The following is a 21,751-nucleotide window of genomic DNA, read 5'->3' as shown; positions in this document are numbered from 1 at the left end:
GCGGGGACCCCGGCATGAGCGCCGTCGAGCTGGCCACACCGTCGGGCGGAGACCCCGACCAGGACGACCTCGTCGTCGTCAAGAAGGTCGTCCGACGCACCAGCACGAAGCGCCGGGTCATCACCGGCGTGCTCATGGTCGCCCTCGGGGTGCTGTGCGTGCTGGGTCTGGGTCTCGGCGCCCACCCGGGAGTGTCGGCGACGTTCCAACTGGGGCAGCCCGACGCGGCCATCGGCGTGCCCAACCTGGTGCTCCCGGCGCGGACCGCCATCGTCGTGCTCGGCGTCCTGATCATCCTGCTCGGCCTGTGGCAGGCCGTCCGAGGCTTCGGTCGTCGCGCGATGCGGTGGGTCGGAGTCGTCGCGGGCGTCGCGTTCATCTTCTCCTTCCTGTGCTGGGCCGCCACCGGCCAGGAGGGCGGCGCCAGCATCGACCTGGTCGGGCTGCTCTCGCAGTCCATCTTCCTGGCGACACCCCTGATCCTGGGTGCCCTGGCCGGCATCCTCTGTGAGCGCTCCGCGGTCATCAACATCGCCATCGAGGGGCAGATGCTCACCGGAGCGTTCGCCGGCGCGCTGGCGGGCTCGATGGCACACAACCTCGGCGTCGGGCTGATCGCCGCGATGATCGCCGGCGGGCTGATGGGCGCGCTACTCGCCGTCTTCGCGATCCGCTACGTCGTCAACCAGATCATCCTGGGTGTCGTCATCAACGTCCTCGCCCTCGGTCTCACGGGCTTCATCTACGACGCGCTGATGCAGCCCAACCAGGACAGCCTGAACAACCCCGGCTTCTTCTCCCCGATCAAGATCCCGGTCCTCGGCGACATCCCGATCCTCGGACCGTTGCTGTTCGACGCCAACATCATCGTCTACCTGATGTACCTGCTGATCATCGTCATCGACGTGGCGCTGCTGCGGACCCGCTGGGGCCTGCGCACCCGCGCCGTGGGGGAGCATCCCAAGGCCGCCGACACCGTCGGCATCAACGTGCTGCGCACCCGCTACCGCAACGTCATCCTCGGTGGCTGCGTCGCCGGCCTCGGTGGCGCGTTCCTCACCATCGGCGCGGTCGGGTCGTTCACCAAGGACATCTCCTCCGGCAAGGGGTTCATCGCCCTGGCCGCGGTGATCTTCGGGGGCTGGTCGCCGCGTGGTGCGCTGGGCGCCGCCTTGCTCTTCGGGTTCGCCGACGCCCTCGGCACGCTGCTGTCCTTCATCTCGGCTCCGGTCGCGATCCCGTCCAGCTTCCTGGCGATGCTGCCCTACCTGGCCACGATCTTCGCAGTGGCCGGGCTGGTGGGACGGGTCAAGGCGCCCGCTGCCGATGGCGAGCCCTACACCAAGGAGTGAGTCGTGTCGGACCAGCGGCAGCACGTTCAGGACTCCGCGATGGCAGCCGAGCAGGCGGGCATCGACTGGGAGGTCCTGCGCGACAAGGCGATCGAGCTCATGGGACGCGCCTACGCGCCATACTCGAAATATCCGGTCGGCGTCGCCGGGCTCGTCGATGACGGGCGCGTGGTGGCCGGCTGCAACGTCGAGAACGCGGCCTACGGCGTCGCGCTGTGCGCCGAGTGCGGCATGGTCTCGGATCTCGTCGCCGGCGGTGGCGGCCGGCTCGTCGCCGTCGCCTGCGTCAACGTGGACGGCGCGGCGATCATGCCGTGCGGACGGTGCCGTCAGCTGCTCTGGGAGCACGGCGGCCCGGAGTGCCTGCTCCTGACGCCGGAAGGCGTGCAGCCGATGACGCAGGTGCTGCCCCAGGCGTTCGGAGTGTCCGACCTCGACGAGGTCTACGAGGGGCGTGAGGCATGACCGAAGTCTTCGACGCCGTCGACGTGATCCGGGCCAAGCGCGACCGGCAGAGCCTCTCCGCCGGGCAGATCCACTGGGTGGTCGACGCCTACACGCGCGGGGTCGTGGCAGACGAGCAGATGTCGGCACTGGCCATGGCGATCCTGTTGAACGGCATGGATCGGGACGAGATCTCCCGATGGACCGCGGCGATGATCGCCTCGGGCGAGCGAATGGACTTTTCCCGACTGTCTCGCCCCACCAGCGACAAGCACTCGACGGGAGGCGTCGGCGACAAGATCACCCTCCCGCTCGCACCGCTCGTCGCGGCCTGCGGCGTTGCCGTGCCGCAGCTGTCCGGCCGCGGGCTCGGCCACACCGGCGGCACCCTCGACAAGCTGGAGTCCGTCCCCGGGTGGTGCGCCTCGCTGTCGAACGAGGAGATGATGCGCCAGCTCGAGGAGGTGGGCGCGGTGATCTGCGCGGCTGGCGACGGTCTCGCCCCGGCCGACAAGCGACTGTATGCCCTGCGTGACGTGACCGGCACGGTCGAGGCGATCCCGTTGATCGCCAGCTCGATCATGAGCAAGAAGATCGCCGAGGGCACCGGGGCACTGGTGCTCGACGTCAAGGTGGGGTCTGGCGCGTTCATGAAGGACACCGAGTCCGCGCGCGAACTGGCCCGGACCATGGTCGGACTCGGTCAGGACGCCGGCCTCACCACGGTCGCGTTGCTCACCAACATGCAGACACCACTCGGACTGACGGCGGGCAACGCGCTGGAGGTGCGCGAGTCGGTCGAGGTGCTGGCGGGCGGCGGACCACCGGACGTCGTGGAGCTGACCGTCACGCTGGCGCGGGAGATGCTCGCCGCGGCCGGACGTGACGACGTCGACCCGGCCGACGCGCTGCGGGACGGGCGTGCGATGGACGTGTGGCGGGCGATGATCCGCGCCCAGGGAGGCGACCCGGACGCGGACCTGCCGGTCGCGAAGGAGACCCACCAGGTGCTGGCGCCCGCCGACGGCGTGCTGGTCTCGTTGGACGCGCTCGGCGTGGGGGTCGCGGCCTGGCGTCTCGGCGCCGGCCGGGCGCGCAAGGAGGACCGCGTCCAGGCGGGTGCCGGGGTCGAGATGCACGCCAAGCCAGGGGCGGAGGTCCGCGGGGGCCAGCCGCTGCTGACCCTGCACACGGACACACCCGATCGGTTCCCCCGCGCGCTCGAGGCGCTGGAGGGCGCCTTCCAGATCGCGCCGGAAGGCGCCCGACCCGGCCTGCTGCCGCTGGTCATCGACCGGATCGCCTGACCGCGCCCTCGCCCCCGAGGGCGGCGGGCTGGCGGCGCTAGGGTGAGCAGATGCCTCGACTCATCCCCGAACCCACCGTCATTCCCGTCCCCGGTGGCAAGGTCATCCGCGAGCACGTGGGACGCGTCAACACCGAGACCGACTCCGTCTCCGTCGCCCACATGATCGCGCCCGCCGGCTGGGACGAGCCCTACCAGAAGCCGTCGTTCGACGAGATCACCGTGGTCCTCGCGGGCAGCCTCGTCGTCGAGCACGAAGGAGGGCCGACGACGGTGGCCGCCGGTCAGTCGATCATCACCGAGGCCGGTGAACGAATTCGCTACTCCTGCGGTGAGGACGGGGCCGAATACATCGCCATCTGCCTGCCGGCGTTCAGCCCCGACACCGTCGGCCGTGAGGACGAGGGAGCCGCCGAGTGACCGCGGCTCGCGCATCGACACAGCTCATCCGGTCGCTGCCCAAGGTCCTGCTGCACGACCACCTCGACGGGGGGCTGCGGCCGCAGACCATCATCGAGCTGGCCGGGCAGGTCGGGTATGCCGACCTGCCCGCCACCGACGCGGCCGCACTGGCTGCGTGGTTCAGGGACAGCGCCGACTCGGGTTCGCTCGTGCGTTACCTCGAGACGTTCGACCAGACCCTCGCGGTCATGCAGACCGTGGACGGCCTGCAACGCGTGGCCCGTGAGTGCGCGGAGGACCTCGCCGCGGACGGGGTGGTGTATGCCGAGGTCCGGTTCGCGCCCGAGCAGCACCTCGTCGAGGGACTCACCCTCGAGCAGGTCGTGGAGGCGGTGCTCGATGGCTTCCGCGAGGGGGAGCAGCTCGCTGCGCAGGCAGGTCGCCGCATCCGGGTCACCGCGCTGCTGACCGCGATGCGGCACGCCGCCAAGAGCACCGAGATCGCCGAGCTGGTGGTGCGCTACCGCGACGAGGGAGTGTCCGGGTTCGACATCGCGGGCGCCGAGGCCGGCTTCCCGCCCACCAGGCACCTCGACGCCTTCGAGTATCTGCGCCGCAAGAACGCGCACTTCACCATCCACGCCGGCGAGGCCTTCGGGCTGCCGAGCATCTGGGAGGCGATCCAGTGGTGCGGTGCCGACCGGCTGGGCCACGGCGTGCGGATCGTCGACGACATCACGGTCGCGGGCCGGCCCTACGCCGCCGACGTCGCGGGGGCTGTCGCCGCGACGCGTGACGACGTGTCGCTCGGCCTTCTCGCGGCATACGTGCGTGACCGCAGGATCCCGCTCGAGATGTGCCCGAGCAGCAATGTGCAGACCGGTGCTGCCGAATCCGTTGCGGTGCACCCGATCTCGCTATTGGCGAGGCTGAAGTTCCGGGTCACCGTCAACACCGACAACCGGCTGATGAGCGGCACCTCGATGACCCGGGAGATGTCGCTCCTGTGCGACGAGGCGGGCTGGGCCATCGACGACCTGAGGTGGGTCACGATCAACGCGATGAAGTCCGCGTTCCTCCCGTTCGACGAGCGGCTGGCGATCATCGACGACGTCATCAAACCCGGATATGCCGGCCTGCCGGCTACCGACTGAGGTCGAGCGGGTCCGGCGGCAGCAGCCGCTGACGCAGCTGCTCCTCGCGGTCGAGGCGCTCGCCGTCGCGCCGGCGCCGGTCGGCGAGCACCGCGGCGAGGACGTGTTCGGGGTGCGCGCCGGCTGACGGCGGGGGAGCGACGTGGCGCAGCGCCTCGGCGCACAGCCGGGAGCCGACCGCCGCTCGTGCTGCTGGCGTGAGAGTGCTTGCGCGGCCGAGGAACTGGCGCACGTTGACCGCCAGTCCGTCCGGCAGGGTGGCGATGTCGGCGCCGCTCGCCCAGGCCTGCAGGAACGGTGGCATCGCCGGAGGCGGAGTGAGTCGGACAGCGACGCGCTCGCGCACGACATAGGTGCCGGCGGCGTGGTCCCCCAGCCGCTTGGCCTGGGTGCTCACCAGGGCGCTGATCAGGGCCGGCACGCCGAACGTCACGAAGATCTCGACCATGCCCACGAGGGCTCGGACGAAGGCGTGACGGAACTGGATCGGCCCCGCGTCGTCGCGGACGGTGCGCAGTCCGAGCGCGAGCTTGCCCGGGCTCTTGCCGCGGGTGAGGGTCTCCACAGTCGTCGGCAGGACCAGGACGGCGAGGAGTGCGACCACGACTTGCGCCGTCTGCGTCAACGCCTGGTCCTGGCCCCGGGTGATCGTGCCGCCGAGCACCGCCAGGACCACGGCCGCCACGACGACCGCCACCACGTCGATCAGGCCGGACAGGATCCGCACGCCGATGCTCGCTGCCGGCAGCTCGAGGCTCACGGCCTCGCCGGTGACGAGGTCGTGTGCGCCGAAGGACAGGTCGAGACGTTTCGCCATGGTGACCGCAGCCTACGACGGCCGCTCGTCGAGGGGCTCCACGTGCATCCGGGGCTGTGGACGAGCGCCGCGCGGGCGTGCGGGCTGGCCTAGGCTGCCGGTGTGGACCTGGACGCCTTCGTGACCCGGCACCACCCGGAGTGGGCCCGCCTCGAGCACCTCGTGCGCCAGCGCCGCCTGAGCGGGGCCGAGGCCGACGAGATCCTCGACCGCTACCAGCGGGTGGCCACCCATCTGTCCCTGATCCGTTCCAGTGCCCCCGACCCCTCGACCGTGGCCTACCTGTCCTCGTTGCTCGCTCGTGCCCGGTCGCGCTCGGCGGGCACCCGCAGCCACTCCTGGTCGGACCTGGCGACCTTCTTCACCGCGACGTTCCCCGGTGCGCTCTACGAGATGCGTCGGTGGTGGATCGTCACCGCCCTGGCCAACGTCGCGGCTGCCTTCCTGCTCGGATGGTGGCTGCTCGCACACCCGCGGATCGTCGCCAGCCGGGTCTCGGCGGCCGAGATCAGCCAGCTCGTGCACCACGAGGTCGAGGGCTACTACAGCGAGTATGCCGCGTCGCACTTCGCCAGCCAGGTCTGGACCAACAACGCGCAGGTCGCCGCGCTCTGCGTCGCCCTCGGCGTCCTCGGAGTGCCGGTCGTCCTGGTGCTCTGGAGGAACACGGTCAATGTCGCCCTGATCGGCTCGATCATGGCCGACCACGGGCGGGGTGGGCTCTTCTTCGGTCTCATCCTGCCGCACGGCCTGCTCGAGCTCACGGCGGTCTTCGTCGCCGGGGGCGTCGGCCTGCGGCTCTTCTGGTCGTGGGTGGTGCCGGGCAGCCGGACCCGGGGACAGTCGATCGCCGCGGCCGGCCGGTCGTCGGTGGTCGTGGTGCTCGGACTCGTGGTGGTGCTGCTCGTCTCCGGGATCATCGAGGCCTTCGTCACGCCGTCGGGGCTGCCCACCTGGGCCCGGATCGGCATCGGCGTGGTGGTCGAGATCGCCTTCCTGACCTACGTGTTCACGCTGGGTCGGTGGGCACACCGGAGGGGTGAGATCGGAGACGTCTCGGCACAGGACGCCGGCGACACCCTGCCGGCGGCGGGCTGACCGGGCGGCCGCATCGCCGCAACGACGATCAAGCCGGTCTCGGCGCGTTGCCGTACGGTCGGCGCATGCGAGAGACACCGGAGGACATCGCCTCGCTGCATGACCTGCTCGACGCCTCACACGCCCGCGCGACCGGACACCTGCGTTCGATCATCAACGACCAACGCACCCTGCGGGCCGACGAGCTGGCCCAGCTGCTCACGGGTATGAAGGTGTTGTCGGTCGCCACCGTGACGAGCGGCGGTGAGCCTCGGATCAGTGCGCTGGACGGACACTTCCTGCACGGCACGTGGACGTTCAGCACCGCCGGGGACTCGGCCAAGGCTCGGCACCTGGCGCGAAGATGTACCGGTTGCGGATGAGTTGGGCAGTGGCCTACGCGTTCAAGCGTGCCGAGCTGCTCGGCTCACGGGGACTGTCGCCGCGCTGACGCTCGGGGGCGGCGGCCATGAGGCTCTCCCTGGCGCGGATGAGGTCGGCCACGGTCTGCAGGGTCGGCGTGGCGACGCCGTGCCGCTCGCCGAGGCGGGCCACCTGAACGAGGATCGCGTCGACCTCGCCACGTTCGCCCAGCAGGTGGTCCAGCAGCATCGACGGGCGGGCGTCCGGGATCCGGCCACCGAGGAGCCGTACATGTTGGATCGGATCACCCACATCCAGGAAGATCCCCGCCGCACGGGCCACCGCCACGGCCTCGAGGGCACACTCTTGCGCCACGTGCCAGGCATCGGCGTCGGCCAGCACCTGACCGATCGTCATGCCGGTGAGGCAGGTGGTGCCGGAGAAGGCGACGTTCATGATCAGCTTCTCCCACACCATCTGGTCGGTGTCGTCGAACAGGCGCACCTCGAAGCCGGCGCTGGTCCACACCTGCGCGGAGGCCTCGAGGTCGGCGCGGGTCAAGGTGTCATAGGCGCCGAACCGCACCATCTCCATCCCGTTGTGGTGCACCTCGCCCGGGGTGGACACAGAGGCCCCGAAACCGCCGACCACGCCGATGGCGAGCCGCTCGCCGCCGAGGACACCGGCGACGCGCTCCGGCGAGCCGAGCCCGTTCTGGATGGATTGCACGACGGTGCCCGGCCCGATGAGCGGCCGGGCCGCCTGCGCCGCGGACTCGACGTCGAAGGCCTTGGTCGCGATGACGACGAGGTCGCACTCGCCGACCCCGTCGGTGCTGGTGCCCATCGAGGCGAGGTCCACGGTGTGGTCCCCGCTCTTGCCGTGGACCCTCAGCCCGCCGGTCTGCACGGCCCGCACGTGGTCGGTCCAGAGGCAGATGCCGTGCACCTCGTGCCCGGCGAGCTGCATGAGCCCGGCATACACCGACCCCATGGCTCCACAACCCACGATGGCAACCTTGCTGTGCGTTGGCATGCCGTCAATGTCTCACGGCCGTCCACGGGCGTCCACGGGCGCCTCGAGTGGAGGCATCCGGCTCAGAGCAGCCCGCGGGACTTGAGCAGCAGGTAGTGGTCGACCAGGGCGACCGGCAGCTCGTCCGGCACCTCGTCGAGCACCGTGACCCCGACCCGACCGAGCGCCTCGGCGGTGCGTTGCCGCAACGCCACGGTGCGGGTGGCTGCCGCCGCGTCATAGACCGCGGACGTGGTGGAGCGGTTCGTGGTCAGGGCGCCCAGGGCCGGGTCGGCCACCGAGGCCAGCACCACGCGGTGGTGGGCGGTCAGCATGGGCAGCACCGGCAACAGCCCTTCCTCGATCGCGGCCGGTTCGAGGGAGGTGAGCAGGACCACGAGGGATCGCCGACGGCTGAGCCGATTGACCTCCGCGGCCAAGGTGGTCCAGTTCGCTTCCAGCAGAGCAGGTTCGAGCGGTGCCATCGCGGTCACGAGCTCGTGCAGCAGCTGGGTGTGGTTGCGTGATCCGCTCACCTTCACCTTGACGCGGCGGTCCCCGGCCAGCAGGTCGACCCGGTCGCCGGCACGGGACGCAAGGGCCGCGAGCAGCAGCGCGGCGTCCATCTCGGCGTCGAGCCGTGGCATGTCCGCGACCCTGGCGGCGGACGTGCGCGAGGTGTCCAGCACGAGGATGATCCGGCGGTCCCGCTCGGGCTGCCAGGTGCGTACGACGACGGACTGCCGGCGGGCGGTCGCTCGCCAGTCGATCGAACGGACGTCGTCGCCCTCGACGTAGGTACGCAGGGAGTCGAACTCGGTGCCGTGCCCGCGTGTCCGCACCGCCGAGCGCCCGTCGAGCTGCCGCAACTGCGCCAGCCGGCTCGGCAGGTGCTTGCGCGACGCGAAGGCCGGCAGGGCACGGACCGCGCCCGGCACGGAGAAGGACTGCTGCCGTGCGGCGACCCTCAGTGGGCCGAGGCTGCGCACCGTCACCCGGTCGGCCAGCCGGTCACCGCGTCTGGTCGGTCGCAGTGTGCTGGTCAGCCGGGTGCGTTCACCCCCACGCAACCGGACGGTATGCCGTTCGCCGGTCGCGCCCGCCGACGGTTGCCACGCGTCCCGGACAAGGCCGCGGAACCGGCGGCTGGACGGGTTGGTCACCAGCAACGAGGTGGAGGTCGTCTCGCCGAGCCGGACCTGACGCACCGGGCCCCGCGAGACCACCAGCGTCCCGGGCGGCACGGCGAGCAGCCAGTCGAGCCCGATCACCAGGATGACGAAGAGCCACCACCATCCGACCGTGGACACGGTGGGGCGCGCGACGACGGGCGCCAGACCGAGCAGGACCAGCACCACCGCGCGCCCGGTCAGGGCCATGCCGGGGTCACCCGCACCTTCGCCCGCGGCGCGATGCCCTTGGCGCGGAACGGCATACGGAGGGAGCAGGCACCATCATCGGGGGACCGGCACCGACGCCAGAGCACTGTCCAGGACGGCGGACACGTGGACCCCCTCCAGCTCGGCCTCGGGACGCAGCGCGATCCGGTGGGCCAGGGTCGCCTGCGTCAGGGCCTTGACGTCGTCCGGCGTGACGAAGCTGCGACCGTTCAGCCAGGCCCATACCCTGCTGGTGGCCTGCAGGGCTGCGGCACCGCGGGGGCTGACTCCCAGGGCCAACGAAGGAGATTGGCGGGTGGCCCGGGCGATGTCGACGATGTAGGCGGTGACCTCGGGTGCGACCCTGACGCGTCGGACGGCCGCAGCGCCGGCCTCGAGGTCGGCCGGCCCGGCGACGGGGGAGACCCCTGCGGCCGCCAGGTCCTGGGGGTCGAAGCCCGCCGCGTGCCGGGCGAGGACCTGCAGCTCGTCGGCGCGGGGCGGCAGTGGCAGGACGGCCTTGAGCAGGAACCGGTCGAGCTGCGCCTCGGGCAGGGGGTAGGTGCCTTCGTACTCCACCGGGTTCTGCGTGGCGGCGACGAGGAACGGCGAGGGGAGGGGCCGGGAGGTCCCGTCGACCGAGACCTGGCGCTCCTGCATCGCCTCGAGCAGCGCGGACTGCGTCTTGGGCGGCGTGCGGTTGATCTCGTCGGCGAGCAGCAGGTTGGTGAAGACCGGGCCGGGCCGGAACGAGAACTCCGAGGTATGCGTGTCGAAGACCACCGAGCCGGTGATGTCGCCGGGCATCAGGTCGGGGGTGAACTGCACTCGCTTGGTCTCCACGTCGAGTGCCGCCGCCAGGGCTCGGACCAGGAGGGTCTTGGCGACCCCCGGCACTCCCTCGAGCAGGATGTGGCCCCGGGCGAGGAGGGCGATGATGATGCCGGAGACGGCTGCCTCCTGGCCGACGACGGCCTTGGCGACCTCCTGCCGCACCCCGAGCAGCGCGTGCCGCGCCGCCTCCGACGGCTCGGTCGCGTCGGGGGAGTCGGTCATGCGGGCGCCCCGCGAAGTACCGAGCGAGGCACGAGCGAGGACTTTGTGGGGTGCTCTTGGTGGGGTGGGGTCATTCTCGTACCTCTTCCTCGAGTGATGCGAGCTGGTCTGCAGTCTGCAGGAGGGCTTCGTCGCCCGCGGGGTCCGGTCCGGCGAGCACGGTGAGGAGCTCGCCGGACGGCCGTCCCGTCACCTGGGCCAGAGCGTGCGCCAGCTCCTCCACGGGAGTGGCCGGAGCCAGTCCGAGGTATGCCGTGAGCCGTCGCCGGGTGGCGCCGCGCAGGATCGCGGCCGCGCGGCCGCGGTCTCCTGCCTTGCGGTAGAGCCGTCCGCGGCTCTCGGCGGTCTCGGTGGCGCGGACCACGACGGGCAGCGGCTCGGTGACGAGGCGGCCGAGGCGGCGTCCGCGCCAGCACATGAGCGCGACGACCGCACTCGCCACCAGGATCGCGGCCGGGGCGAACCAGGACGGAAGGAGCGGCAGCGGCGCGCCGTGCTCGCCGGCGGCGATGTCGGCGTTGTCCGCGACGTACCAGACGAGGCGCGGCGCATGACCGAGCGAGCGCAGGGCCACGGCCGCGTTGTCGGCGTCCGTCACCGAGGAGTTCGTCAGCACGGCACCGCTGCCGAGCAGCACGACGTGCGGGCGGTCTGCGGTCTGCGGGAGGTCGACGAGGTAGCCGCTGTCCGTGCCTCCGGCGGCGAAGCCGGGACTCGGCGGGAAGCACACTCTCGCGTCGGTCCCGTCGTGGGGTGTGTAGCGGATCCGTCCCCGGGAGATCTGGTCGCTCCGGCGGACGTCGGTGAGTTGGCAGCTGGCCGTCATCGTGGTGTACGTCGGCTCCATGGTGACATCCACCGGCAGGTCGAGTCCGCCCACGACGACCGGATCCGCGAGCAGCAGGACGAACCGGCCGGCGTGGCGCGCGTGCTCGAGAGCGGTTCGTGCGGTTCGGCTCGACAGCTCATCGGTGTGGGTGACGAGGACGGTGGTGCGCGAGTCGATCCGCTGGTCGAGGAAGGGCTGCTGCGAACGGACCACCGTGATGTCCACACCCTGCTGCCGCAGCACCTCGGCGACCGCCTGCGCCCCCTGCGGGCCGGGGTTGGCTGGATCGTAGGCCTGCGCGTTGCTGGTCTGCTGTGCGGTGATGAGCCAGGTCACGACGACGACCACGACGACGACCGCGGCCCAGATCAGCCGGCTGTGCCAGCGACGGGCGCGAGGCGAGTCGCCGGTGGCCGTGCCGGTCGAGTCACCGGGGCCGTTCTCGCCGGCAGCCACGGCTGGTCGGCTCGAGGGCAGGGCGGTGTCCAGCCGGGGACCGGAGGCGCTCACGAGTGGGCCAGGGGAGGCTCGAGGAGTTGGTGCGCCGGGCGGCCCCGCGACAGAGTGCGGTCCAGCGCGACCATCTCATCCACCTCGGGGCGGGTCGCTCGCCCGTTGCCGTAGCGGACGGCGTCGAACCGGTCGGCGGCTGTGCGCAGAGCGGTCTGCTGGTCGGGAAACGACGGAGCCAGGGCGAGGCTGATCTCATGCGCGGTCTGACCGGGTGCGTCGTCGAGCAGCGTGCGCTCGGTCGCCTCGGCGGCCACGGCTCGGAACGTGTCGAGCAGTGCGTCGTCGAGACGCCCCTCGCCGAGGGCCCGTGAGGCGCGGGCGCGATAGTCCGTGGGTGTGGCGGCCGGATCCTCGATCACCCCGGCGCCCCTTTGCCCCCTACGCTCACGGCGCACCTTCGGCAGGATCCAGACCAGGAGCGCGATGACGAAGGCGCCCACGACGACGAGCAGGGCGACCGGCGCACCCGCGCCGATCGACACGTCGAGGTAGCGGTGCCACAGGTCCGCGAGCCACTGTGCGGCCCGGTCGATCAGGGAGGCCCGATGGCTGTACCTCCCGCGTGAGAGCTCGTGCTCCAGCAGTCGCCGGGCCTGGTCGGACGCGGGATCCACGGGGTCGAAGAACGGGACCACGGACGGATCACGTCCCCGCAGCCTGCTGGGCGGTGCGTGCCAGCGTGACGTCGAGCGCCTCGCGCCGGATCCGCTGGTCGAGGTAGAGCAGGCAACCGACGCCGGCGGTGAACGGCGTGGTGAGCGCCCCGACGACCAGGTTCATCGCGTGCGTCGTGAGTGACGTGGCCACGCCCGTACCCGACGGGTCCACGGTGCCGGTGACGACGGCGACCGGAACTGCCAGCACACCCTGGATGATCATGGCGATGATCCCGGCCAACAAGGTGATTCCGAGGATGCGCCAGAAGGCACGGCCCGAGGTGAGCCGCCACGAACGGCCCAGACTGGCGAGGACGCGCTGTCGCTCCAGGACGGTGACCGGACCGCCCATGCCGAGCCGGATCGCGAGCCACACCGCGACCACCAGGCCGACCAGCATGGCGAGAATGATCAGGGCGGCGGCCCCGGCTTCGCCGACCCCGGAGAGGGCCACGACGACCCCGGGCACGATGACCACCACGACCAGCGCAAGCACGACCGCCAGCCAGGTCAGGACATTGACACCGATCAGCGCCGGGATCCGGCTCTTCGTCTCCTGCCAGGTCTGCGCGATGCCGGCTTTTGCGCCGAGCACGGCCTGGCCGACCACGTGGGCGATGAAGCCGCCGAGCAGGAGCCCCGCGAGGGCAGACGCGAGGCCCGGCAGCGAGGCCAGGAGCAGGTCGCGCACGGTGCGACTCGCCTCGCTCGACCCGACCGGCTGCCCCTCGAGCCACAGGCTGACGAGGGCGGAGGGGATGAGGAAGACGGCGCCCACGAGGAAGCCGAGTCCGATGGTCGCCTGCGGGTTGGCCCGCATCGTCTTGATGGCGCCGTCGAAGATGTCGCCCAACCCGAGCGGACGCAGCGGTATGACGCCGGGCTGGTAGGCCTGCCCATAGGGCCCCGGCCCCCATCCGCCGTACCCTCCATATCCGGGAGGTGGTCCGGCCGGTGGGGGACTGCCATACCCGCCATACCCGCCATACCCGGGAGGGGGCCCTGCTGGTGGCGGGCTGCCACCCCATCCCGAAGAGGCCGGCTGCCCGCCCGGTGCGGCCCAGCCGTCGGGTCGGTCGGAGCCTCCGGGAGGCGGGAAGCCTGCATTGCCGGACATGTCACCCCCAGTGCGAGAACGTGTCCCACGAACCTAGCGTGCCAGCGGGTCGGTGCTCGCGAGGCGCTGTGGATCACGCGAGCGCGGCGAGGTGGGAGGTTGCTCGTTCGACGGCTCGTGCGCGCATCGGCTGCGCTCCGAGCTGCTCGTGCTGGGCGACCAGGCACGGTTCGTTGCGGCACAGGGCCAGCCCCCGTCGCCAGAGCACGTGCGGAGGCTTGCGGTGCTCACGAAGGTCGCGCACCAACCGTCGCCAGAAGGTCAGCCAGCGGTTGTTGCGCACGCAGTATGCCGCTGCGAGCACACCTTTGGCGCGCAGGTCACGCACGACCTGGCCGGCGAAGATGCCCTCCGCGATGATGACCTGTTCCGTCGCGGCGTGCACCTTCGTGACCCCGACCGCGCGGGAGCGGCTGATGTCGTAGACGGGGACGCGTGCCGCTCCGTCGGAGCAGAGAGTCAGCAGGGCGTGGAGGGCAGCGTCGTGGTCCCAGGAGCGCGCGTCGTCCCAGTCGGGGATGCCGATGGGGAGCATGGGCAGGTTCGCGTCGTCGCCGTCGCGGTAGAAGTCGTCGAGCCGGACGATCGGCCAGCCGTGCCGCCGCGACAGGCGGGCGGCCAGTCGCGACTTGCCGGCCCCACTCGGGCCCGTCAGCACGACGACCCGGCGAGCGGGCGACTCGGTCCGGCGGTGTTCCGTGACGGGATGGGCCACGGCAGGCCAGTCTACGGGGCGACCACGCGCGGCCCGGGCCGGGCGCGACGGCGCGGGTCGGGGCCGCCTGGCCCGGGTCACATGGCGCGCGTCGGCGGCAAGACCACGGTCGGGCACTCGAACCAGCGGACGCGGGAGGAGTCGGGCCGGGTCTCCTCGAGCACGAGACGGGAACCGGCGTGCAGGAGCACTCGCACCGAGGCGGGGTTCTCGCCCTCGACGTCGGCCGTCACCACCGGAAGCCCGAAGTCGCGAGCGGCGATGTCGAGCACGGCTGCAAACGCCGCCCTGGCGACCCCCTGCCCTCGCCGCGAGGGGCGGACGTTACAGGCGACGTGCCCGTGGTGGCTGCGGTAGGGCGCCTCGAGCCACGGGCGAAACCGCAACTCGCCCAGCACCTCTCCGTCGGAGGCCACGATCATGTAGCTGATCTGCCGGAAGACTCCGTCCGGCCCCGACGGGGAGTCTCCCTCGAGAGCGACATCGCCCAAGAAGGCGTCGAAGTCGCGCAGCGCCAGCTCGCCGTCATTGAACGGGTAGGCGCCGGCGAGCTCCTGCCACTCCCGGACCATCGCCTGGTAGGCGGCCCGGTGTGCGGGACCGAGCTGCTCCAACCGCACAGGCTTCACACCTGGTGATCCTGCCGCGCAAACCGCCTGTCGGGCAAGAGGTTCAGGGACGGAGGCCGACACCACCGGCCGTGCTTTCCGCACCAGAGCAAGAGTCGTGAGGACCGGCGGACCGGCGGTCAGGTCCCCTTCGGGTGCCAGACGGTCTTGGTCTCGAGGAAGGCCCGCAGACGGGTGAGGTCCGGCGTGGCATCCCAGTCGGGTTCGACCGCCTCGGGGCCATCCCCCGCCGGGCGCAACACGCGCGTCACGGTGTCCGCGGCGGCGCGCTCGAGGTCGCCCCACTCGACGTCGGCGGCCCCTGCTGCCCCGGTCAGGTCGATGGCGTTGACGTCGGCGTGCGAGGCGAGCCACGGTGCGATCTCGGCCGTCCGACCGGTGAGCACGTTGATGACCCCGCCGGGCACGTCGGAGGTCGCAAGGACCTCGGTCAGGGTGACGGCCGGCAGAGGCCGCTCCTCGCTGGCCACCACGACCGCGGTGTTCCCGGAGACGACAATCGGTGCGAGCACGGAGACCAGTCCCAGCAGCGACGACCGTTGCGGGGCGAGCGCGGCCACGACCCCGGTGGGTTCGGGGGCAGAGATGTCGAAGTAGGGCCCGGCGACCGGGTTGAGCCCACCGAGGACCTGGGCGATCTTGTCGGACCACCCGGCATACCAGACCCACCGGTCGATCGACGCGTCGACGACCGACTCGGCCTGGCGGGCGGTGAGCCCCTCGGCGGCGCGCACCTCGGTCGCGAACTGGTCGCGGCGCCCCTCCATCAGCTCGGCGACGCGGTAGAGCACCTGACCCCGGTTGTACGCCGTGGCGCCCGCCCAGCCGGCGACGGCGCCACGGGCGGCCCGCACCGCGTCGCGTGCGTCCTTGCGTGAGCCCAGTGCGGCGTTGGCGAGGAACGCGGGGGAGCGTCCGGCCGAGAACACCTGGTAGGAGCGGCCGGACTCGCTGCGCGGGAACTTGCCCCCGACATACAGCTTGTAGGTCTTGCGCACCTCGAGGCGTGACGAGCTCCCCGCGGTGCGTCGCGTCGCGGTCGGGCTCATCGTGTGGCTCCCGTCGTGAGGTAGGCCTCGAGGCCGTGGCGGCCGCCCTCGCGGCCGTAGCCGGACTCCTTGTAGCCGCCGAACGGCGAAGTGGGATCGAAGCGGTTGAAGGTGTTGGCCCACACCACGCCGGCCCGCAGCTGGTCGGCCATCCACAGGATGCGCGATCCCTTCTCGGTCCAGATGCCGGCCGACAGTCCGTATGGCGTGTTGTTGGCTCGCGCGACCGCCTCCTGTGGCGTGCGGAAGGTCAGCACCGACAGCACGGGACCGAAGACCTCCTCCTGCGCGATGCGGTGGGTCTGCGAGACGTCGGTGAAGACCGTTGGGGCAAACCAGAAGCCGCGGTCGGGCAGATCGCAGGGCGGGCTCCACCTGATGGCGCCCTCCGCCTCTCCGACTTCCACGAGGTCGCGGATGCGCTGGAGTTGCGCCGCCGAGTTGATCGCCCCGACGTCGGTGTTCTTGTCGAGCGGGTCACCCACCCGCAGGGTCGTCAGCCGGCGCTTGAGCCGACTGACGACGTCGTCGGCCACCGACTCCTGGACCAGCAGGCGCGACCCGGCGCAGCAGACGTGGCCCTGGTTGAAGAAGATGCCGTTGACGATGCCCTCGACCGCCTGGTCGATCGCCGCGTCGTCGAAGACGATGTTGGCCGCCTTGCCGCCGAGCTCGAGGGTGGCCCGCTTGCGGGTGCCGGCGATGGAGCGGGCGATGGCCTTGCCGACCGCCGTGGAACCGGTGAACGCGATCTTGTCGACGCCTTCGTGCTCCACCAGGGCCTGGCCCGTGGCGCCCGCCCCGGTTACTATGTTGACGACACCGGGCGGCAGGTCGGCCTGCTGGCAGACCTCGGCGAACAACAGCGCCGTCAGCGGCGTGGTCTCGGCCGGCTTGAGCACCACGGTGTTGCCGGTCGCCAGGGCCGGGGCGATCTTCCAGGCAAGCATGAGCAGCGGGAAGTTCCAGGGGATCACCTGGCCCACGACGCCCAGCGGCTTCGGCGACCCGCCCTGCGGCGTGGAGAGACCGGCGTAGTCCAGCTTGTCGGCCCAGCCGGCGTGGTAGAAGAAGTGTGCCGCCGCGGTCGGGATGTCGACGTCGCGCGACTCCTTGATCGGCTTGCCGTTGTCGAGGGTCTCGAGCACCGCGAACTCGCGGGCGCGCTCCTGCAGGATCCGCGCGATCCGGAAGAGGTACTTGCCGCGTTCGGCACCCGACAGGCGTCCCCACGGCCCGGCATACGCCTTGCGGGCCGCCCTGACGGCGCGGTCCACGTCGGCGGCGCTGGCCTCGGTGACCTCCGCCAGCACCTCCTCGGTGGCCGGGCTGATCGACTTGAAGTGCCCACCGCCGTCCGACTCGACGAACTCCCCGCCGATGAACAGGCCGTAGGACGGTCGCAGGTCGACGATCGCCCGTGACTCGGGTGCCGGCGCGTAGGTGAAGGTCATGTCCGCCTCATGGGTCTCGCTGTGCTCGCGTGCTGGTCTGTTCAGTCGATCGTCACGTAGTCGGCGCCGGAGTAGGCCCCGGTGCGCAGCTTGTGCCGTTGCAGGATCAGGTCGTTCAGCAGGCTCGACGCCCCGAACCGGAACCGGGCCGGGTCGAGCCAGTCCTCCCCGGCCGTCTCACTCACGGTGACGAGGTACTTGATGGCGTCCTTGGAGGTGCGGATGCCGCCGGCGGGCTTCACCCCGATCATCTCTCCGGTCTGGTCGCGCCAGTCGCGGACCGCCTCGAGCATGATGAGGGTGACGGGCAGGGTGGCCGCGGGGGAGACCTTGCCGGTGGAGGTCTTGATGAAGTCGGCACCGGCGAGCATGGCCAGGAAGGATGCCCGGCGCACGTTGTCGTAGGTCGCGAGCTCTCCGGTCTCGAGGATGACCTTGAGGTGGGCCGGCCCGCCCTCGGACTCCGGCCGGTCGCAGGCCCCCTTGATCGCGGCGATCTCGTCGAAGACGTCGAGGTAGCGGCCGGACAGGAAGGCGCCGCGGTCGATGACCATGTCGATCTCGTGGGCCCCGGCCTGAACCGCGTCGCGCGTGTCGGCGAGCTTGACCTGCAACGAGGCCCGCCCCGACGGGAAGGCCGTCGCGACTGCAGCCACGTGGATGTCGGTGCCGCGCAGGGCGTCGATCGCCACCGGGACGAGGTCGTTGTAGACGCACACGGCAGCCACCTGCGGGGTGCTGGGGTCGCTCGGGTCGGGCACCCGTGCCTTGGCGCACAGCGACCGCACCTTGCCGTGGGTGTCGGCACCCTCGAGGGTGGTCAGGTCGACCATGCTGATGGCGGTGTCGATCGCCCAGGCCTTGGCCGTGGTCTTGATGGACCGCGTGCCGAGCGCCGCCGTCCGTGCGTCGCAGCCGACCCGGTCCACCCCTGGCAGGCCGTGCAGCCACGAGGTGAGTGCTCGGCCGGTCAGCCGGGTCACGCCCAGGTGGTCCCGGGCTCGGGTGGTGGCGGTGGAGGAACTCACTGCTGGAGTCTAACCGCCTATGCTCGACCCTCGGACGGCGTGCCAGCCGGCCTGACCCGATGATTGCCGAGGACGATGAACGACCCCGCTCCGCCTTCCTCCCGCCACGTTTACCGCCAGCTCTCCCCGCAGGTGACGGGGTGGTGCTTCGTCGCGCTGGCGGCGTTGCTCATCGCGTTGGCGCTGCGGTCCTGGGGCGATCACCCCGCTCCGAAGCTCGTCGTCTGGCTGGTGTTCGGTGCCGTGCTGAGCTGGACCGTGCTGCTGCGCCCCTGCGTGGTGCTCAGCCTGGACGGCGTCACCTTCCGCAACATCATCCGCGACGTCCACCTGCCCTGGAACCAGGTCGATGTGATCGAGCCGCGCTGGAACCTGCGGATCTACACGCCCGAGGACCACGGCTACACCGCTTGGGCCATCTCCTCCCAGGTGGCGCGTCCCAACAGGGGCGGCGTCGGCGTGGGCGGGGGCCTGGGGTTCGGTGGTTTCGGCGGGCTGGGTCGCGCGGCCAGGGCCGACGCTGCTGCCGCGAGTGAGAGCGCCGGCCCCAAACCGGGCAAGAGGGTCACCGCTGCGACCGTGGGCGACGACATCCGCAAGGCTCTGGTGGAGATCGAGGAGGCCGTCGAGCACGGCACCCTGCCCGAGCCGAGCGGCGAGGTGCGCTCCTCGTGGTACTGGCCGGCCGTCGGCGCACTGCTGGCGGTCACGATCGCCGTGGTCCTCGTCATGCTGCTGTGAGACCACAGCCCTGACGCGACAGCCCTGACGCGACAGACATGACGCGCGACGGTTTCTTCAGACTGCGGTGAGCTGCTCCAGCGCGGCGCGGACGCGGGCCAGCCTGGCGGCTGCCTCGGCGCGCGCGGCACCCAGCCCCCCACCGCCGACCGGGACGACGGCCTCGAGGTAGACCTTGAGCTTGGGTTCGGTCCCGCTCGGCCGCACGATGACCCGACTCCCGTCGGCGAGGTGGTAGCGCAACCCCTCGGTGGCGGGCAGCTGTGGTGTCCCGACCGCGAGGTCGTCCACCCGAGAGACCGCGACGTCGGCGATCGAACCGGGCTGCCGCTCCCGCAGGCGCGCCATCACCGTCGCGATCAGGGACAGGTCGGCGACCCGCACGGAGAAGGCGTCGGTGGCGTGCACCCCGTGCGCCACGGCCAGGTCGTCCAGCACGTCCAGCAGCGTGCGTCCCTCACCGTGCAGCGTGGCGGCCAGCTCGGCCACCAGCAGCGCCGCGCTGACCCCGTCCTTGTCACGCACCGTTCCAGGAGCCACGCAGTAGCCGAGCGCCTCCTCGTAGCCGTAGCGCAGGCCCGGCACCCGGGCGATCCACTTGAACCCGGTCAGCGTCTCCTCGTGCCGGATCCCGGCATCGGCGGCCATCGCGGCCACCAGTCGGGACGAGACGATCGAGTTGGCGAAGACGGCGTCGGCTCCCACCCCGCGGGCGAGCAGGTGCGCGCCGATCAGGGCGCCGACCTCGTCGCCGCGCAGCATCCGCCACCCCGCCGGGTCGAGCTTCGTGGCGGCAGCCGGGTCGGGCACCGCCACGGCACACCGATCGGCGTCGGGGTCGTTGGCGAGCACGAGGTCGGGGTGCACCTCCGCAGCCAGCGCCAACGCCGCGTCGATCGCCCGGGGTTCCTCCGGGTTGGGGAAGGGGACGGTCGGGAAGTCCGGGTCCGGCTCGGCCTGGCTGTCCACCAGCGTCGGGGGCGGGAAGCCGGCCCTCTCGAAGGCGGACACCAGCACTTGGCTGCCGACACCGTGCAGCGCCGTGTGAACGATGCTGATCTCTCGTGGGCTGTCCGGCGCGACCACGGCCGCGGTGGCCTCGAGGTAGGCGTCGACGAGCTCGTCGCCCATCGTGACCCAGCCGTCCGTGGCGAGCGGCACCGATCGCACCGACTCGACCCGACCGATCTCGGTCGAGATGTCCGCGTCCGCGGGGGGGACGATCTGGCTGCCGTCCCCGAGATAGACCTTGTAGCCGTTGTCCTGGGGCGGGTTGTGGCTCGCCGTCACCATGACACCGGCGTCGGCGCCGAGGTGCCGGATCGCAAACGCCAGCACCGGGGTCGGCAGCGGACGGGGCAGCACCATCGCATGACCACCGGCAGCCGTCACGACCGCCGCCGTGTCCCGGGCGAAGTCGTCGGAGCCGCGCCGCGCGTCGAAGCCGATCACCACGGCCGGGTCGTCCACCGTGTGCTTCAGGTATGCCGTGAGGCCGGCTGCCGTCCGGATGACCACCGCACGGTTCATCCGGTTCGGGCCGGCTCCGAGCTCTCCGCGCAGCCCCGCGGTGCCGAACTCGAGCAACCCGCTGAACCGGTCGGCCAGGTCGGCGCGCGCTGCCGCGTCGTGCGGCGCCCGGTCGAGCAGGTCCCGCAGCTCGGCGCGGGTGTCCGGGTCCGGGTCGTCGGCCAGCCACGCAGCCGCCTGCTCGAGCAGGTCGTCCCCGCGGTCCGCCGCCGTCATGCCACTGCCCGGCGGACGATCTGCGCCAGCAGCCGGCCGCACCGGTCGGCAGCGGCGGCTCCCGCCTCGATGACCTCATCGTGCGACAGCGCCTGCTCGGAGATCCCGGCGGCGAGATTGGTGACGAGGGAGATGCCGAGGACCTCCAGGCCGCTCTCGCGGGCGGCGATCGCCTCGAGCGTCGTGGACATGCCGACCAGGTCGCCACCGAGCACCTTGGCCATCGCCACCTCGGCCGGCGTCTCGTAGTGCGGGCCGCGGAACTGCACGTAGACACCCTCATCCAGGTCGGGGTCCACCTCGCGGGCGAGCTCGCGCAGCCGTGGTGTGTAGAGGTCGGTCAGGTCGACGAAGTGGGCGCCCTCGATGGGTGAGGCCGCCGTGAGGTTGAGGTGGTCCCGGATCAGCACCGGCGTGCCTGGCCCCCATGCGGGGTTGAGCCCGCCGCAGCCGTTGGTCAGCACGATGGTGGAGCACCCCGCCGCGGCGGCCGTCCGCACTCCGTGCGCCACCGCCCTGACCCCGCGGCCCTCATAGAAGTGGGTGCGGGTGCCGAAGACGAGCGCGCGACGCCCGGTGTCGCCGACCGTCACCGAGCGCATGACACCGCAGTGCCCCGCGACCGCAGCGGCCGCGAAGCCCGGCACGTCCGCGTTGTCGATGGTGGCGACGGTCTCGCCGACCAGGTCACCGGTCTGCCCCCAGCCGGAGCCGAGGACCAGGGCGATGTCGTGGTGGTCGGTGCCGCTGCGCTCTGCGATCACCGCGGCCGCCGCGCGGGCCACCTCGAAGGGGTCGACGTCGGGTCGGTCGAGTTCCGGGGTGTCTTCCGTGGGGTCGGTCACGCAGCGCATCGTATCCGTGGAGCCCACACCCGACTCGCCGGCCCGCAAGCCCCCCACCGGTCCGG

22 protein-coding genes are annotated in these 21,751 nt (G+C 71.6%); 8 read left to right on the top strand and 14 right to left on the bottom strand.

Annotated features, from left to right (window positions below):
* Nucleotides 1–14 precede the first annotated feature (14 nt).
* Genes FCN22_RS15540 through FCN22_RS15520 form a run of 5 tightly spaced genes read left to right on the top strand, consistent with a single transcriptional unit; the run spans nucleotide 15 to nucleotide 4,658 of the window.
* Nucleotides 15–1,352, top strand: a complete 1,338-nt coding sequence (locus tag FCN22_RS15540) for an ABC transporter permease (RefSeq protein WP_238384777.1) — start codon at nucleotides 15–17, stop codon at nucleotides 1,350–1,352.
* A gap of 39 nt (nucleotides 1,353–1,391) precedes the next feature.
* Complete coding sequence (locus FCN22_RS15535; protein WP_137122483.1) at nucleotides 1,392–1,817, top strand: cytidine deaminase; 426 nt, start codon at nucleotides 1,392–1,394, stop codon at nucleotides 1,815–1,817.
* Nucleotides 1,814–3,103: a thymidine phosphorylase gene (locus FCN22_RS15530; protein ID WP_137122470.1), complete on the top strand. Its 1,290-nt coding sequence runs from the start codon at nucleotides 1,814–1,816 to the stop codon at nucleotides 3,101–3,103. Before FCN22_RS15535 ends, FCN22_RS15530 begins: the two co-directional genes overlap by 4 nt.
* Before the next feature lie 50 nt (nucleotides 3,104–3,153).
* Complete coding sequence (locus tag FCN22_RS15525) at nucleotides 3,154–3,522, top strand: cupin domain-containing protein (protein ID WP_137122469.1); 369 nt, start codon at nucleotides 3,154–3,156, stop codon at nucleotides 3,520–3,522.
* The gene (locus FCN22_RS15520) at nucleotides 3,519–4,658 is read left to right on the top strand and encodes an adenosine deaminase (RefSeq protein ID WP_137122468.1); all 1,140 of its coding nucleotides are present in this window, start codon (nucleotides 3,519–3,521) and stop codon (nucleotides 4,656–4,658) included. Before FCN22_RS15525 ends, FCN22_RS15520 begins: the two co-directional genes overlap by 4 nt.
* Here the strand turns inward: FCN22_RS15520 and FCN22_RS15515 are convergent.
* Complete coding sequence (locus FCN22_RS15515; RefSeq protein ID WP_137122467.1) at nucleotides 4,648–5,475, bottom strand: RDD family protein; 828 nt, start codon at nucleotides 5,473–5,475, stop codon at nucleotides 4,648–4,650. The genes FCN22_RS15520 and FCN22_RS15515 overlap by 11 nt on opposite strands.
* A gap of 102 nt (nucleotides 5,476–5,577) precedes the next feature.
* Here FCN22_RS15515 and FCN22_RS15510 point away from each other — a divergent pair, with 102 nt between their 5' ends.
* Together FCN22_RS15510 and FCN22_RS15505 are read left to right on the top strand one after the other, a co-directional pair.
* Complete coding sequence (locus tag FCN22_RS15510) at nucleotides 5,578–6,573, top strand: stage II sporulation protein M (protein ID WP_137122466.1); 996 nt, start codon at nucleotides 5,578–5,580, stop codon at nucleotides 6,571–6,573.
* Nucleotides 6,574–6,638: 65 nt separating this feature from the next.
* Nucleotides 6,639–6,935: a pyridoxamine 5'-phosphate oxidase family protein gene (locus FCN22_RS15505; RefSeq protein ID WP_137122465.1), complete on the top strand. Its 297-nt coding sequence runs from the start codon at nucleotides 6,639–6,641 to the stop codon at nucleotides 6,933–6,935.
* A gap of 13 nt (nucleotides 6,936–6,948) precedes the next feature.
* Here FCN22_RS15505 and FCN22_RS15500 read toward each other — a convergent pair whose 3' ends face one another.
* The 11 genes from FCN22_RS15500 to deoC all read right to left on the bottom strand — a co-directional run bounded on the left by FCN22_RS15500 (nucleotide 6,949) and on the right by deoC (nucleotide 18,354).
* On the bottom strand, nucleotides 6,949–7,950 hold the full coding sequence (locus FCN22_RS15500; RefSeq protein WP_137122464.1) for a ketopantoate reductase family protein: 1,002 nt from the start codon (nucleotides 7,948–7,950) through the stop codon (nucleotides 6,949–6,951).
* 62 nt (nucleotides 7,951–8,012) lie between these two features.
* Nucleotides 8,013–9,308: a DUF58 domain-containing protein gene (locus tag FCN22_RS15495; protein WP_137122463.1), complete on the bottom strand. Its 1,296-nt coding sequence runs from the start codon at nucleotides 9,306–9,308 to the stop codon at nucleotides 8,013–8,015.
* A gap of 75 nt (nucleotides 9,309–9,383) precedes the next feature.
* The gene (locus FCN22_RS15490; RefSeq protein ID WP_137122462.1) at nucleotides 9,384–10,364 is read right to left on the bottom strand and encodes an AAA family ATPase; all 981 of its coding nucleotides are present in this window, start codon (nucleotides 10,362–10,364) and stop codon (nucleotides 9,384–9,386) included.
* A 70-nt stretch (nucleotides 10,365–10,434) separates the two neighbouring features.
* Nucleotides 10,435–11,703, bottom strand: coding sequence for a DUF4350 domain-containing protein (locus FCN22_RS15485; protein ID WP_137122461.1), 1,269 nt, complete (start codon nucleotides 11,701–11,703; stop codon nucleotides 10,435–10,437).
* On the bottom strand, nucleotides 11,700–12,341 hold the full coding sequence (locus tag FCN22_RS15480; RefSeq protein WP_137122460.1) for a DUF4129 domain-containing protein: 642 nt from the start codon (nucleotides 12,339–12,341) through the stop codon (nucleotides 11,700–11,702). The genes FCN22_RS15485 and FCN22_RS15480 overlap by 4 nt, the downstream gene beginning before the upstream one ends.
* A 7-nt stretch (nucleotides 12,342–12,348) precedes the next feature.
* Nucleotides 12,349–13,479 carry a glycerophosphoryl diester phosphodiesterase membrane domain-containing protein gene (locus FCN22_RS15475; RefSeq protein WP_137122459.1) on the bottom strand — a complete coding sequence of 377 codons (1,131 nt, stop codon included), beginning with the start codon at nucleotides 13,477–13,479 and terminating at the stop codon, nucleotides 12,349–12,351.
* A 73-nt stretch (nucleotides 13,480–13,552) separates the two neighbouring features.
* A complete protein-coding gene (locus tag FCN22_RS15470; protein ID WP_152186759.1) occupies nucleotides 13,553–14,194 on the bottom strand; it encodes a uridine kinase family protein in 642 nt (213 codons plus the stop codon).
* A 77-nt stretch (nucleotides 14,195–14,271) separates the two neighbouring features.
* Entirely contained in the window at nucleotides 14,272–14,823 is a 552-nt protein-coding gene (locus FCN22_RS15465) for a GNAT family N-acetyltransferase (protein ID WP_137122458.1), read from the bottom strand.
* 119 nt (nucleotides 14,824–14,942) lie between these two features.
* Nucleotides 14,943–15,872, bottom strand: a complete 930-nt coding sequence (locus tag FCN22_RS15460) for an aldehyde dehydrogenase family protein (RefSeq protein WP_202911612.1) — start codon at nucleotides 15,870–15,872, stop codon at nucleotides 14,943–14,945.
* On the bottom strand, nucleotides 15,869–17,326 hold the full coding sequence (locus FCN22_RS15455; RefSeq protein WP_137122457.1) for an aldehyde dehydrogenase family protein: 1,458 nt from the start codon (nucleotides 17,324–17,326) through the stop codon (nucleotides 15,869–15,871). The genes FCN22_RS15460 and FCN22_RS15455 overlap by 4 nt, the downstream gene beginning before the upstream one ends.
* A gap of 41 nt (nucleotides 17,327–17,367) precedes the next feature.
* On the bottom strand, nucleotides 17,368–18,354 hold the full coding sequence (deoC, locus tag FCN22_RS15450; RefSeq protein WP_137122456.1) for a deoxyribose-phosphate aldolase: 987 nt from the start codon (nucleotides 18,352–18,354) through the stop codon (nucleotides 17,368–17,370).
* Nucleotides 18,355–18,429: 75 nt separating this feature from the next.
* On the opposite strand from deoC, the gene FCN22_RS15445 reads away from it, so the two are divergent.
* Nucleotides 18,430–19,095, top strand: coding sequence for a PH domain-containing protein (locus FCN22_RS15445; protein WP_137122455.1), 666 nt, complete (start codon nucleotides 18,430–18,432; stop codon nucleotides 19,093–19,095).
* A 57-nt stretch (nucleotides 19,096–19,152) separates the two neighbouring features.
* Here the strand turns inward: FCN22_RS15445 and FCN22_RS15440 are convergent, their stop codons facing one another.
* A complete protein-coding gene (locus FCN22_RS15440; protein WP_137122454.1) occupies nucleotides 19,153–20,841 on the bottom strand; it encodes a phospho-sugar mutase in 1,689 nt (562 codons plus the stop codon).
* Complete coding sequence (locus tag FCN22_RS15435) at nucleotides 20,838–21,686, bottom strand: purine-nucleoside phosphorylase (protein ID WP_238384776.1); 849 nt, start codon at nucleotides 21,684–21,686, stop codon at nucleotides 20,838–20,840. The genes FCN22_RS15440 and FCN22_RS15435 overlap by 4 nt, the downstream gene beginning before the upstream one ends.
* Between the last annotated feature and the right edge of the window lie 65 nt (nucleotides 21,687–21,751).

Origin of the sequence: Segeticoccus rhizosphaerae (assembly GCF_005222685.1) — a bacterium.
GTDB classification, from domain to species: Bacteria; Actinomycetota; Actinomycetes; order Actinomycetales; family Dermatophilaceae; genus Segeticoccus; species Segeticoccus rhizosphaerae.
This window is presented reverse-complemented; position numbering and strand designations above follow the sequence as displayed.

Bases quoted from the DNA above. Each gene is read 5' to 3' on its own strand.
- FCN22_RS15540 (WP_238384777.1), top strand. From the start codon at position 15: ATGAGCGCCGTCGAGCTGGCCACACCGTCGGGCGGAGACCCCGACCAG.
- FCN22_RS15535 (WP_137122483.1), top strand. From the start codon at position 1,392: ATGGCAGCCGAGCAGGCGGGCATCGACTGGGAGGTCCTGCGCGACAAG.
- FCN22_RS15530 (WP_137122470.1), top strand. From the start codon at position 1,814: ATGACCGAAGTCTTCGACGCCGTCGACGTGATCCGGGCCAAGCGCGAC.
- FCN22_RS15525 (WP_137122469.1), top strand. From the start codon at position 3,154: ATGCCTCGACTCATCCCCGAACCCACCGTCATTCCCGTCCCCGGTGGC.
- FCN22_RS15515 (WP_137122467.1), bottom strand. From the start codon at position 5,475: ATGGCGAAACGTCTCGACCTGTCCTTCGGCGCACACGACCTCGTCACC.
- FCN22_RS15505 (WP_137122465.1), top strand. From the start codon at position 6,639: ATGCGAGAGACACCGGAGGACATCGCCTCGCTGCATGACCTGCTCGAC.
- FCN22_RS15500 (WP_137122464.1), bottom strand. From the start codon at position 7,950: ATGCCAACGCACAGCAAGGTTGCCATCGTGGGTTGTGGAGCCATGGGG.
- FCN22_RS15495 (WP_137122463.1), bottom strand. From the start codon at position 9,308: ATGGCCCTGACCGGGCGCGCGGTGGTGCTGGTCCTGCTCGGTCTGGCG.
- FCN22_RS15490 (WP_137122462.1), bottom strand. From the start codon at position 10,364: ATGACCGACTCCCCCGACGCGACCGAGCCGTCGGAGGCGGCGCGGCAC.
- FCN22_RS15475 (WP_137122459.1), bottom strand. From the start codon at position 13,479: ATGTCCGGCAATGCAGGCTTCCCGCCTCCCGGAGGCTCCGACCGACCC.
- FCN22_RS15460 (WP_202911612.1), bottom strand. From the start codon at position 15,872: ATGAGCCCGACCGCGACGCGACGCACCGCGGGGAGCTCGTCACGCCTC.
- FCN22_RS15455 (WP_137122457.1), bottom strand. From the start codon at position 17,326: ATGACCTTCACCTACGCGCCGGCACCCGAGTCACGGGCGATCGTCGAC.
- FCN22_RS15445 (WP_137122455.1), top strand. From the start codon at position 18,430: ATGAACGACCCCGCTCCGCCTTCCTCCCGCCACGTTTACCGCCAGCTC.
- FCN22_RS15440 (WP_137122454.1), bottom strand. From the start codon at position 20,841: ATGACGGCGGCGGACCGCGGGGACGACCTGCTCGAGCAGGCGGCTGCG.